Annotated in this window: 10 protein-coding genes and 1 tRNA gene; 8 read left to right on the plus strand and 3 right to left on the minus strand. The window is 68.8% G+C overall.

Annotated elements, in window-relative coordinates; genetic code table 11:
- Positions 1 to 38 precede the first annotated feature (38 nt).
- Positions 39 to 596 carry a hypothetical protein gene (locus IEZ24_RS11985; RefSeq protein ID WP_191192853.1) on the minus strand — a complete coding sequence of 186 codons (558 nt, stop codon included), beginning with the start codon at positions 594 to 596 and terminating at the stop codon, positions 39 to 41.
- A gap of 41 nt (positions 597 to 637) precedes the next feature.
- The gene (locus tag IEZ24_RS11990) at positions 638 to 835 is read right to left on the minus strand and encodes a helix-turn-helix transcriptional regulator (protein ID WP_129454098.1); all 198 of its coding nucleotides are present in this window, start codon (positions 833 to 835) and stop codon (positions 638 to 640) included.
- Between the two features lie 133 nt (positions 836 to 968).
- Between IEZ24_RS11990 and IEZ24_RS11995 the strand changes: the two genes are divergently transcribed.
- Both IEZ24_RS11995 and IEZ24_RS12000 read left to right on the plus strand, forming a co-directional pair.
- Complete coding sequence (locus IEZ24_RS11995; RefSeq protein ID WP_129454099.1) at positions 969 to 1610, plus strand: helix-turn-helix domain-containing protein; 642 nt, start codon at positions 969 to 971, stop codon at positions 1608 to 1610.
- Positions 1611 to 1719: 109 nt separating this feature from the next.
- Positions 1720 to 2766 (plus strand): site-specific integrase, encoded by a 1047-nt coding sequence (locus IEZ24_RS12000; RefSeq protein ID WP_165356015.1) that lies wholly within the window; start codon positions 1720 to 1722, stop codon positions 2764 to 2766.
- A gap of 80 nt (positions 2767 to 2846) precedes the next feature.
- On the opposite strand, the gene IEZ24_RS12005 is transcribed toward IEZ24_RS12000, so the two are convergent.
- Positions 2847 to 2919: transfer RNA gene (locus IEZ24_RS12005), tRNA-Arg, on the minus strand.
- 205 nt (positions 2920 to 3124) lie between these two features.
- On the opposite strand from IEZ24_RS12005, the gene IEZ24_RS12010 reads away from it, so the two are divergent.
- The 6 genes from IEZ24_RS12010 (at position 3125) to IEZ24_RS12035 (ending at position 12002) form a co-directional block, all read left to right on the plus strand.
- Positions 3125 to 4963, plus strand: coding sequence for a phosphoenolpyruvate carboxykinase (GTP) (locus IEZ24_RS12010; RefSeq protein WP_129454101.1), 1839 nt, complete (start codon positions 3125 to 3127; stop codon positions 4961 to 4963).
- Positions 4964 to 5002: 39 nt separating this feature from the next.
- On the plus strand, positions 5003 to 7255 hold the full coding sequence (locus IEZ24_RS12015; protein WP_129454102.1) for a putative bifunctional diguanylate cyclase/phosphodiesterase: 2253 nt from the start codon (positions 5003 to 5005) through the stop codon (positions 7253 to 7255).
- 44 nt (positions 7256 to 7299) lie between these two features.
- Positions 7300 to 8727 carry a glycosyltransferase family 2 protein gene (locus IEZ24_RS12020; RefSeq protein ID WP_129454103.1) on the plus strand — a complete coding sequence of 476 codons (1428 nt, stop codon included), beginning with the start codon at positions 7300 to 7302 and terminating at the stop codon, positions 8725 to 8727.
- Position 8728: 1 nt separating this feature from the next.
- The gene (locus tag IEZ24_RS12025) at positions 8729 to 8956 is read left to right on the plus strand and encodes a hypothetical protein (protein ID WP_207206737.1); all 228 of its coding nucleotides are present in this window, start codon (positions 8729 to 8731) and stop codon (positions 8954 to 8956) included.
- 110 nt (positions 8957 to 9066) lie between these two features.
- Positions 9067 to 9969: a sulfite exporter TauE/SafE family protein gene (locus IEZ24_RS12030; protein ID WP_129454104.1), complete on the plus strand. Its 903-nt coding sequence runs from the start codon at positions 9067 to 9069 to the stop codon at positions 9967 to 9969.
- A 185-nt stretch (positions 9970 to 10154) separates the two neighbouring features.
- Positions 10155 to 12002: a phosphoenolpyruvate carboxykinase (GTP) gene (locus IEZ24_RS12035; RefSeq protein WP_129454105.1), complete on the plus strand. Its 1848-nt coding sequence runs from the start codon at positions 10155 to 10157 to the stop codon at positions 12000 to 12002.
- Positions 12003 to 12134 lie beyond the last annotated feature (132 nt).

The following is a 12134-nucleotide window of genomic DNA, read 5'->3' on the forward strand; positions in this document are numbered from 1 at the left end:
GGTCCGCCCGCAGCTCCACCGCCATCCGGGTCGCTCGCTCACGCAGCTCGTCGGGGTACTTCCTGGGTGCTGCCATGACTCTCATCCTCCATGGATTGAGAGCCTCCACCAGACCCGGGGCGATTCACGAGGTATGTACGGGTTCTCATTCTGTTCGGCGGAACATGGGCCAGGCGGTCGATCAGACCACGCGGGTCCCCGATGCCGGTGAAGTCTCTCGCAAGATCAATCCGCGTGATGACGAGTTGCTCAGGTTCGCATCGCCAGTGGACCGCCGTCGCCGCCGCCTGATGAGCCATCTGGACCGCCAAGACCGCCTCTTCCACCCCTGCCGGCTGGCGGTTGTCCCCGCGGACTGCCTTGGGCACGGAGAACTCCATCGCGACTACGCCCGATGGCTCCCGCCACAACTGGACCTCGAGGTCTCGGTCATCGAGGCGTACCCGTTCGCTGGCGAGGTGTTCCGTGAACTGGCCCGACGTCGGATCAATAGCCCGGCGCAGTCGTTGCCCACTGATCCGTTCGTGGACGGCCGAAGCCGGCCCCCGCACGGCGATGGTGTCGATGCCGAAGCGGGCCGCGGTGTTTTCCTGCATGTTCCGCCCGCTGTTAGTAGGCGCGAGATGACGAGTGACGCTCACGCTGGCTGGTCAGCGCACGCATCCAGCCACGCCTCGACGTCCGACATCCGAAATCGGACGTGCTTGCCGATCCGGTAGCCGCGCGGTCCCGAGCCGGCGGACCTCCAGCGGTAGACCGTGGCAACCGGCACAGCGATCAGAGCGGCCAGGTCCTGCGGCGACAGCAGGTGGTTGGCATTGGGTGCGGCATCCATGACTTGTTCCGTTCAGTCGTATAGGCGATCACTTTGATCGCTCAGGTGCGGACTAGAACTCTCCCATGGATTTTCATTAGTTCAGGGACGGGCTTCGTGCACCTTCATTTTTGATCGTCTATGCTCCCTTCTCATGGCTGGTAAGCAGTTGCCCTCGGGGCCGACCTCCGCGACGACACGCGCGAACATCGCGCACTTCCGTACGGAGGCGGGCATGACCTATGCAGAGCTCTCGAGGGAACTCGAGCGACGAGGTCATCTCATCCCGCCCCTCGGCCTGCGCAGGATCGAGTCGGGGGAGCGGCGCGTGGACGTAGATGATCTCGTCGCGCTAGCGCTCGCCCTTGACGTCAATCCCAATGCGCTCCTGATGCCTCGGGAGCGCGGCTCATCGATCGACTGCGCCGTAACCGGGTATTCAGGCGGCCCACTCCACACTGCCATGGCGTGGCGATGGGCCACGGGACACCTGTCTCTCACGAGACCGCCGAACGACTCCAGTTCATTCTCATGGCAGTTCATGAAGCGCGTACGGCCTGCCGAGGTGTTGACTGACGACGAGCGGCACGAGAAGAGAAGAACGTGGGTCTCGACTCGTATAGCGGTCATAGAGGAGGAGCTCAAGGCTGAAATCGCCGCCGTAGGCGAGCAAGACGCAGACCCCTCACACCAATGGGAGATGGAAGCCCTTGCCGCGTTGAATGTGGCGGATGATGCACAGTGGGCCGCTGCAGGTTATGACCCAGCTCCGCCGTCCGGACAAGACCGTGCCTAGGCCGCCGCTGAGGCTTGGGTCCTGGGGGCGTATCAGCGTCGTCCATCGTGGAACTGGCTCATGGCGCGCCAGAGCAAGATTCCGCGACTTCGATGGAAGGACGCGCCTGGTGGAGGCGTCAGGAACCACGAGGTCCAAGGCAGAAGCAGAGTTGTTGCTCCGACTGCAGACGCGGTCTCGACCGACCGGCGACAGCGTCACGGGTGCCACGCGCCTAAACGCCGTCGCCGACATGTGGCTACGTGAGGTCAACGACTCCGACAAGGCGGTAGGAACGAAGGAGCGGTATCGCGAGGTCGTGGAGCGCCACGTGCGCCCAGCCTTGGGCTCACTCCGAGTGCATGAGCTCTCTGTAGGACTCATTGACAGCCACCTGACGGCCGTGAGAGATCGGTCGGGCCCCAGTGCCGCCAAGGCGGTCAGAACCGCGCTTACGGGCATCCTGGGTGTTGCGGTCCGTCACGACGCCCTCCAGGTCAACCTGGCTGGGCAGACGCGACCTGTTGCAGTCGGCTCCAAGGTCGTAGTCGCGCTCGCTGCAGAGGAGGTGGTCGCACTGCGGCAAGCGGTCCGATTGGACCCCTCAGCCGTGGCAGCCGATTTCCCAGACCTGATCGATCTGTTGTTGGCCACCGGCGTGCGGATCAACGAGGCGTTGGCCCTGAGGTGGAGTCACGTGGATCTTGGCGCGGAGACACCAACGGTCTCCATCGCGGCAACTCTGGTTCGGGAAGCGGGCGGTGGCATCAAGATTCAGGAGAGTCCCAAGAGCGCGGCGGGTAGACGCGTGCTGCAACTGCCCCCTTTCGCTGTCGAGATGCTGCTTCGGCGTCGGGTTGAGCAGCATGCGAACGAGTTCGACGTGGTTTTTCCCTCGGCGACCGGCACCCTTCGCGACTCGCGGAATGTTTCTAAGCAGTGGCGAGCTTTCGGGCGACGGAACCCTGCTTGGGCGGCGGTGACATCTCATACGTTTAGGAAGACTGTTGCCACCGTACTTACGAGGCAGTTCGACGCCCTCACGGCCTCGGCTCAGCTGGGGCACTCATCGTCCGCGGTCACAGAAAAGCACTACATCCAACGGACGCACCGGGGTCCGGATGTCCGCGCGCTGCTGTCCGACCTCGTCGCTCCCGCTGCCGAAAGCGATGAGTAAGCGATGGATGCGGCGGGACGAGGGCTCAACGCAAAAAGCCTCTGGCCTGCGTTTCTGCAGGTCAGAGGCTTCTTGCTCTGCGCGCCTGTAGGGATTCGAACCCCAAACCTTCTGATCCGTAGTCAGATGCTCTATCCGTTGAGCTACAGGCGCCCGTCCGAGCGGGCCGACCGGCCTGCGAGGACTGGACGAGGATAGCCGACGCACTCCGGGCGAGCGAAATCAGGGACCGGTGCGCGGCCGGGACCTTCGTCGCGCAGTCGGGACCATCGACCCCCGCCGCGCACCTCGACGGTGCCCTAGGGTGCCAAGCACCCGCACCGCGGCGAGGCACCGCCGCACGACGAGAGGCAGCGCGATGGCAGATCTCGAGGCAGTCCTGGACGAAGCCGGGCTGACCAACCCGAAGGTCCGTGAGTTCGTCAAGGAGTACGCCGAGCTGACCGGCGCGGAGCACGTCGAGGTGGTCAACGCCTCCGACGACGCGCGGTTGCTCGAGGAGGCGGTCGCCGCCGGCGAGCTCCAGCGGGCCGGGGAGGGGCGCTACTACTCCCGCAGCTACTACAAGGACACCGCCCGCTCCGAGGAGCGCACGATCGTCGCGACCAGCGACGAGAAGGACCGCGGCGTCTACAACAACTGGCGCCCGGCCTCGGAGATGAAGCCGATGCTCCACGACCGGATGCGCGGCGCATCCGAGGGCAAGACGATGTACGTCATCCCCTATCTGATGGCCCCGGCCGGCAACCCGCTCGAGCCGTGGGCGGCCGGCGTCGAGCTCACCGACACCCGCACCGTGGTGCTCCACATGATCCGCATGGCCCGCGTCGGCGTGCAGTTCGTCAACGACCTCGAGGACCCCGACTCGTTCGTCCGCGCGGTCCACGTCACCGGCGACCTCGAGCACCTCGGGCAGGGCACGCCCGACGACCAGCGCTACTTCGTCACCGTCGCGGACGAGCGCACCATCCTGCACTTCGGCTCCTCCTACGGCGGCAACGCGCTGCTCGGCAAGATCGCGCACGGCCTGCGGCAGGGGGCGTACGACGGCTGGGCGAGCAGGAAGTTCCTCGCCGAGCAGTACATGCTCATCGGCATCCACGACAAGGAGACGGGCCGGACCTACCACGTCTGCGGTGGCTTCCCGAGCGCCTCCGGCAAGACCAACCTCGCGATGATGGCGGCCCCCGACGCGCTCGGTGATCGTTACCACGTGTCGTTCTACGGCGACGACATCGCCTGGCTCTGGGTCGACGAGGAGTCCGGCCGGCTGATGGGGATGAACCCGGAGTACGGCGTGTTCGGGGTCGCCAAGGACACCAACGAGACGACCAACCCCAACGCCCTGGCCTCCATCGAGGAGGGCACGCAGGCGATCTTCACCAACGTCGCCTACAACCCCACGACCGGCGAGGTCTGGTGGGAGGGCCGCACGCCGAAGCCGCCGAGCAACGTGAAGGGCTGGCTCGACTGGACCGGCGCCCCGCTGGCGGACCGCAAGGACAACGACACCGCCGCCTGGGCGCACCCCAACAGCCGCTTCACCACGACGCTCGACAACGTGCCCAACATCGCGCCCGACTACGACGCGCCGGCGGGTGTGCCGATCGACGCGATCATCTTCGGCGGCCGAACCCGCGACCGCGAGCCGCTGATCCGCGCGATCACCGACCTCGCCGAGGGCGTGTACGACGGGCTGACCCTGGGTGCCGAGGCGACCTTCGCGGCCGAGGGCGTCGACGGTCAGCTGCGCTACGACCCGATGTCGAACCGTCCGTTCATGGCCTACGGCGAGGGCGACTACGCGCGCCACTACCTCGACGTCGTCGGGGCGGCGAAGGAGCAGCCGATCTTCGCCCACGTCAACTGGTTCCAGAAGGACCCCGACGACGGCCACTTCCTGTGGCCGGGCTACCGCGACAACCTGCGGCCGCTGCTGTGGCTGCTCCAGCTCAAGAACGGCGAGGTCAGCGGACGCCGTACGGCGGTCGGCATCATCCCGACCGAGGACGAGCTGGACCTCACCGGCATGGACGTCCCGGCAGCGGACCTCGAGCGCATCCTCACCATCGACAAGGAGCGCTGGCAGCAGGAGATGGGCTTCCGCGAGGAGCACCTCTCCCAGTTCGAGCGGATGCCCGAGGAGATCTGGGAGGCGCACCGCCGGGTCGCCGCCGACCTCGACGCCGAGGACTGATCCGCCCCGTCGCGACCCGACCGCCACTAGGGTGGTCGGGTGCGACGTCCTGTCTCGGAGACCCCCGCACGAGGGTCCGCCCGCCCCGACCTGCGACGCGGCACGCCCGCGCTCGCCTGGCCGTTCGGCGTCGTGGCGGCGCTCGGCCTGCTCACCGTGCTCCTGCCGCCCTACGAGCGGCCCTGGTGGGTGGTCGCCCTGGCCGCCCTCGCCCTGGTGTCCTCGGCCCTGGTCTTCGTGGCGAGCCGGCGCCGCCACGAGCGGACCTGGCTGGACCCGCTGGCCGCCTACCTGCTGTTCCCCTTCGCCGGTCTCGTCAACGACGCCGCCGGGGCGGGCACCGGGGGCTCGTCCTCGGGCATGACGGTGCTGCTCCTGCTGCCGATCCTGTGGCTGGCGATCACCGGCACCCCGCGCCAGCTCTGGATCGCGAGCGGGTTGTCCGTTGCCACCCTCGTGGTCCCCGTCGTGGTCATCGGCCCTCCCGCGTACGTCCTGGGTGACTGGCGTCGCGCCGTGATGTGGGGGGCGGTCGCGGTCGTGCTCGCGCCGGTGCTCCAGCGCATCGTCCGCGACCTCGCGCGACAGACGCGGCGCGCGCGAACGGCCAGCGAGCGGGTCGAGAGGCTCTTCGACGACGCGCCGCACGGGGTGGCGCTCCTCGACTCCGCCGGCACGATCATCCGGGTCAACGTGTCGATGGCGGTCCTGCTCGGGCTCGAGCCGCCCGAGATGGTCGGGCACCGCCTGGGGGCCTTCGAGACGCCCGGCGAGGACCGCATCCAGGACCACCTCGATCGCCTGCTGCTCGACCGTGGCGACTCCCTCGACACCGAGTGCCTGCTGCGCGACTCGGGCGGCAACGACGTGCACGTCGCGCTCAGCAGCACCGTCGTGGCGGATCCCGAGATGGGCCAGATCGTGATGGTCAACGTGGTCGACATGTCCGACCGTCGCCGCTACCTCGACCGGCTCGCGCACCTCGCCGACCACGACGTCCTCACGGGGCTGGCCAACCGGCGACGCTTCGACAACGAGCTGCAGCGCCACCTCGACCGGTGCCGTCGCCATGGTCCGACCGGGGCGCTGCTGCTCCTCGACCTCGACAACTTCAAGCAGGTCAACGACTCGCTCGGGCACAACGCCGGCGACGAGCTGCTCGTCAACATCGCCGGGCTGCTGCGGCGGTCCATCCGCACCACCGACGTGGTGGCGCGCCTGGGCGGCGACGAGTTCGCGATCCTGCTCACCGACGGCGACCAGGCCGCCGCCCAGCGTGTGGCGGACCTCGTCGTCGAGCGCATCGGCGCCCACGCCGCGACCCTCGACGGCGTCGCGCGCCGGGTCACTGCGAGCGTCGGCGCGGTCACCTTCCAGGCGGCGTCCGAGCACAGCGCCGACATCCTCGCCCTCGCCGACATGACGATGTACGACGCCAAGGAGGCCGGCCGCAACCAGGTCGCCGTCCTGCCGGAGGGCGACACCCGCGGCCCGCGGGCCGCTGCCCGCCTGCAGTGGCAGAGCCGCATCGAGGACGCCCTCGAGCACGACCGCTTCGAGCTGCACCTCCAGCCGATCATGGACATCTCCGACGGACGGATCAGCTCGGCGGAGGTGCTGCTCCGGCTGCGCGACGAGGACGAGCTCGTGCCGCCGTCACGCTTCGTCTACATCGCCGAGCGGGTCGGACTGATGCCGCTGGTCGACGCGTGGGTGGTCGACAAGAGCCTCGAGCTGCTCGCCCGCCTGCGCCGCGAGCACGACCCTCGCTTCGAGCTGGAGGTCAACCTGTCGGGCCACTCCATCGGCAACCCCGAGATCGAGCGCGCGATCGTCGCCTCGCTCGCCCGGCACGAGGTCGACCCCTCGGCGCTCATCCTGGAGATCACCGAGACCGCCGCGGTGGCCGACGTGGCCCTCGCCCGCGACTTCGCCGCCCGGATGACCGACCTGGGGTGCGCCTTCGCGCTCGACGACTTCGGCGCTGGGTTCGGGTCGTTCTACTACCTCAAGCACCTGTTCTTCGACTACGTGAAGATCGACGGCGAGTTCGTCGCGCACGTCCACGAGTCGGCGGTCGACCGCACCATCATGCGCTCGATCGTCGGCATCGCCCGCGACCTCGGCAAGCGGACGGTCGCCGAGTTCGTGTCGGACCCGCAGATCCTCGAGGTGTGCCGCGAGGAGGGCGTCGACTTCGCCCAGGGCTACCTGATCGGGAGGCCGGTGCCCTACGACGAGTTCGTGGACAAGTTCCTGCCGGCCGCCGTCGGGACGGCACCGCACGACTGACCGGCGGCGGACGCCTGCCGTGGATCTAGGAGGCTCGGGACGACATGCAGTGGCTGCAGCGATCAGTCGGGGTGGCGATCATCGGCACGGCCGCCCTGGGTGCGGTGATCCTGTGGGTGGCCGTTGCCTCCAGCGACCCGGAGGTCGGCCGGTCCCCGGACGAGGGCGTCCTCTTCGGCATCTGGCGCGTCTTCTACGACACCGAGATGCCGTCCCCGCGGGTGCTGCTCGCCGCGGTGGGCGTGGCCCTGCTGCTGGCCGCCGGCGTGGCGGGCCTCGAACGTCGCCTGCTGACCCGGGCCCGGCGCAGCGAGGACGGCAACCGGATGCCGCTGGCCCCGAAGCTCGTCATGGCCGAGACCCGCGGCCAGTACGCCGGACCCGTCACGATCACCGTCCTCATCCCGGCGCACAACGAGGAGGGGTGCATCACCCAGACCCTCGACTCGCTCCTCGCGCAGTCGCCACCGCCGGCGCGGATCGTGGTCGTGGCCGACAACTGCACCGACGGCACCGTACGGCTGGCTCGCGCGGCGGGCGTCGAGGTGTTCGAGACCGTCGACAACCGGCACAAGAAGGCCGGCGGCCTCAACCAGGCGCTGCGCGAGATCCTGCCGGGCCAGGGCGACAACGACTGCGTGATGGTGATGGACGCCGACACCACGCTGGACCCGGGGTTCCTCGCGGGGGCGACCCGGCGACTCACCGACGACCGCGCGCTGATGGCGGTCGGCGGCCTCTTCTACGGCGAGGACGGTTTCGGCCTGATCGGTCAGTTCCAGCGCAACGAGTACACCCGCTACCAGCGCGACCTGCGCCGCCGCCGCGGCCGCGTCTTCGTGCTGACCGGCACCGCCTCGGTGTTCCGCCCGCGCGCGCTGCGGGCGGTCGCCGACGAGCGCGGCAAGATCCTGCCCGGCGTCCCCGGCGACGTCTACGACACGGTCGCCCTCACCGAGGACAACGAGCTGACCATCGCGCTCAAGACCCTCGGCGCCCTCATGGTCTCCCCGCGCGAGTGCACGGTCGTCACCGAGGTGATGCCGACGTGGAGCGCGTTGTGGGCCCAGCGCCTGCGGTGGCAGCGGGGTGCACTCGAGAACCTCGGCGCGTACGGCCTGCGCCCCCAGACCTTCCGCTACTGGATGCAGCAGCTCGGCATCGGCTACGGCGTCATCGCCCTCGGGTCCTACCTGCTCCTCATCGTCCTGATGGTGCTGGCGACCTCGACCTGGGTGTGGTTCCCGTTCTGGATCGGCATCGGCCTCGTCTTCACGCTCGAGCGCGTGGTCACCGTCTGGCGCGGGGGCTGGAGGGCCCGGCTGCTCGGACTCTCGCTCTTCCCGGAGCTCTTCTACGCGATGTTCCTCAACGTGGTCTACGTCAAGGGCATCTGGGACCTCACGATGGCCCGCGAGGCGGACTGGAAGCACGTCGTCCAGCCCGACTCCGGCGTCCGGACGGGAGCCTGACGTGGTCGCTGCGCCCACAGCCGTCGTCCCGATGGGCGTGCTGCTCCCCGACAGCATCCTCCGCAACGAGCTCATCGCCGTCCTCGCGGCCTTCGTGGCGATCAACACGATCGTCTACGTGACCCTCGCCGTGGCGAAGATCCTGCCGAAGCTCTACCTGCGGGACCACCTCAGTGCGCGCAACCGGCGCTCGGAGACGCGCAGCATCGACCCCGACGCACCGATCTGACGCCGGCTGGGGCTCAGGACCTGAAAGGACACTCCGACAAGCGATTAGGTAATTCCTATCAACACACTGTACTTTAGTGACATCGTCCTGGTCCCCGCGGAGGAGTCACCGTGCAGAAGCTCGTCATGTTCGCCCTCGTGGGCGTCGCCGCCCAGCTCGTCGACGGCAGCCTCGGGATGGCGTACGGCGTCACGTCCACGACGCTGCTGCTCATGATCGGCACCAACCCGGCGATGGCCTCGGCGATGGTGCAGCTCGCCCAGCTCGGCACCACCGCCGCGTCCGGCATCGCCCACCACTCCTTCGGCAACGTCGACTGGCGCGTCGTGCGCAACATCGCGGTCCCGGGCGCGATCGGCGCGTTCGTCGGCGCCACGCTGCTGGTCAACATGCCGGTCGACCTGGCCAAGGTCGTCATGTCCGTGCTGCTCCTCGGTCTCGGCTCCTACCTCCTGGTGCGGTTCACGGTGAAGGGCTTCGACTCCAGCCGGGTGGGGCAGCCTGTCGGTCGCCGGTTCCTCGTGCCGCTCGGCGGCGTGGCCGGCTTCGTCGACGCGACCGCCGGTGGCGGCTGGGGCCCGATCGGCACCCCGGCGCTGCTCGCCAACGGCCGGATGGAGCCGCGCAAGGTCATCGGCTCGGTCAGCACCTCGGAGTTCGTGGTCACCCTCGCCGCCTCGATCGGCTTCCTCACCGCCCTCGGCTTCGCCGGCATCCAGTGGCAGATCGTCGTCGGCCTGCTCATCGGCGGCGTGGTCGTGGCTCCCTTCGCCGCGATGCTGGTCAAGGTCATCCCCGCGCGGATGCTCGGCTCCCTGGTCGGCGGCCTGATCGTGCTGACCAACACCCGTACGCTCGTCAACGCCGACCTGGTCACGGTGCCCGGGGGCGTCGCGCTCGGCCTCTACGTCGCGATCGCCGCGGTCTGGGGCTTCGCGGTGAGCCACTCGTGGCGCGCCCACAAGGCCGACACCGCCGAGCTCGCGGCTGCGCCGGAGCGCGTCGCGGCCTGACCCCCGACGACGATCCCTTCCGTCGAGGATCGACGGAAGTCGGGTACCGGAAGGTAGCGAGACCCGCGTCACACGTCTGTGATCGATCCAATATGTCCGGCCGTGCACACGCCGCTAGCGTCCCCGCAAGTCGCCGACAACGAGGCCGCGCGAACCAGCCGCTACGCACGCTGAAGGAAACGGTCATGACCGCAACGATCGACACCCAGACGACCCCGCCGACCACCCACCCGGGCATCCTCGCCTGGGTCACCGAGGTCGCCGAGCTGACCCAGCCCGCCTCGATCCACTGGTGCACCGGCTCCGACGAGGAGTGGGCGCAGCTCACCGCCTCCCTCGAGGCGACCGGGACGTTCACCCGCCTCAACCCCGAGGTCATGCCCAACTCGTTCCACGCCGCGTCCGACCCCACCGACGTCGCCCGCGTCGAGGACCGCACCTACATCTGCTCGGTCGACGAGCGCGACGCCGGACCCACCAACAACTGGATGGACCCGGAGAAGATGAAGGAGCTCATGCGCGGGCTCTACGCCGGGTGCATGCAGGGCCGGACGATGTACGTCATCCCGTTCGTCATGGGCCACCTCGACGCCGAGCACCCGATGTTCGGCATCGAGATCACCGACTCCGCCTACGTCACGGTCTCGATGCGCGTGATGGCCCGCATGGGCACCGACGTGCTGCGTCGGATCGAGGAGCTCGAGGCCGCCGGCGACGACCCCCAGTGGGTCCCCGCCCTCCACTCCGTCGGCATGCCGCTCGAGCCCGGCCAGGCCGACGTCGCGTGGCCGTGCAACGACACCAAGTACATCGTGCAGTTCCCCGAGGAGCGGATGATCTGGAGCTTCGGCTCCGGCTACGGCGGCAACGCCCTGCTCGGCAAGAAGTGCTACGCGCTGCGCATCGCCTCGGTCATGGCGCGCGACGAGGGCTGGCTCGCCGAGCACATGCTGATCCTCAAGCTCACCTCGCCCCAGGGCGTCACCAAGTATGTCGCCGCCGCCTTCCCGAGCGCGTGCGGCAAGACCAACCTGGCCATGCTCAAGCCGACGATCCCCGGCTGGAAGGTCGAGGCCATCGGCGACGACATCGCCTGGATGCGCATCGGTGAGGACGGCCGCCTCTGGGCGGTCAACCCGGAGTTCGGCTTCTTCGGCGTGGCCCCCGGCACCAACGAGCACACCAACCCCCACGCGATGGAGACCATCCGCAAGGGCAACTCGGTCTTCACCAACGTGGCGCTCACCCCCGACGGCAACGTCTGGTGGGAGGGCCTGGAGAACACGCCGGCCGAGGCCACGAGCTGGAAGGGCGAGCGCTGGACCCCCGAGCTGGCCGAGGAGACCGGTGAGCTCTCCAGCCACGCCAACAGCCGCTACTGCACCCCGATCAAGCAGTGCTCCATCCTCGCCGACGAGTACGACGACCCGCGCGGTGTCCCGATCGACGCGATCCTCTTCGGTGGCCGTCGCAAGACGACGATCCCGCTGGTGACCGAGGCCCGCGACTGGAACCACGGCACCTTCATGGGCGCCACCCTCTCGTCGGAGACCACCGCTGCCGCGGTCGGCGCGGTCGGCGTGGTGCGCCGCGACCCGATGGCGATGCTGCCGTTCATCGGCTACAACGCCGGCGACTACTTCGGCCACTGGGTCGGCATCGGCAAGGACAACGACGCGGCCAAGCTGCCGAAGATCTTCTACGTCAACTGGTTCCGCCGCGGTGACGACGGTGGCTTCCTCTGGCCGGGCTTCGGCGAGAACAGCCGCGTCCTCAAGTGGGTCATCGAGCGCATCGACGGCCAGGCGGCCGCGGTCGAGACCCCGATCGGCCACGTCCCCGCGCCGGGCTCGCTCGACATCGACGGCCTGGACCTGACCGAGGACGAGCTCGCGAAGGCGCTCGCCGTCGACGTCGAGGAGTGGAAGGCCGAGCTGCCGCAGATCGAGGAGTGGTTCGAGAAGTTCGGCGACGACCTCCCCGCCGTGCTCTGGAGCGAGCTCGACACGCTGAAGGCCCGCCTCGGCGCCTGATCGCCGGCGCGTCACGTGCCAGGACCCGCCCCTCCCGTCGTACGAGGAGGGGCGGGTCCAGCCGATTTCGTCCCATGATGACGGGGGCGCGTGTGGCACCATCCTCCCCACGGGGACATCGGTCGAGCGGAG

Source organism: Nocardioides ganghwensis, assembly GCF_014779655.1.
Classification (GTDB): domain Bacteria; phylum Actinomycetota; class Actinomycetes; order Propionibacteriales; family Nocardioidaceae; genus Nocardioides; species Nocardioides ganghwensis.

Excerpts from the sequence above, each read along its gene's own strand:
- IEZ24_RS11985 (WP_191192853.1), bottom strand. The coding sequence starts at position 596 with ATGCAGGAAAACACCGCGGCCCGCTTCGGCATCGACACCATCGCCGTG.
- IEZ24_RS11990 (WP_129454098.1), bottom strand. The coding sequence starts at position 835 with ATGGATGCCGCACCCAATGCCAACCACCTGCTGTCGCCGCAGGACCTG.
- IEZ24_RS11995 (WP_129454099.1), top strand. The coding sequence starts at position 969 with ATGGCTGGTAAGCAGTTGCCCTCGGGGCCGACCTCCGCGACGACACGC.
- IEZ24_RS12010 (WP_129454101.1), top strand. The coding sequence starts at position 3,125 with ATGGCAGATCTCGAGGCAGTCCTGGACGAAGCCGGGCTGACCAACCCG.
- IEZ24_RS12020 (WP_129454103.1), top strand. The coding sequence starts at position 7,300 with ATGCAGTGGCTGCAGCGATCAGTCGGGGTGGCGATCATCGGCACGGCC.
- IEZ24_RS12035 (WP_129454105.1), top strand. The coding sequence starts at position 10,155 with ATGACCGCAACGATCGACACCCAGACGACCCCGCCGACCACCCACCCG.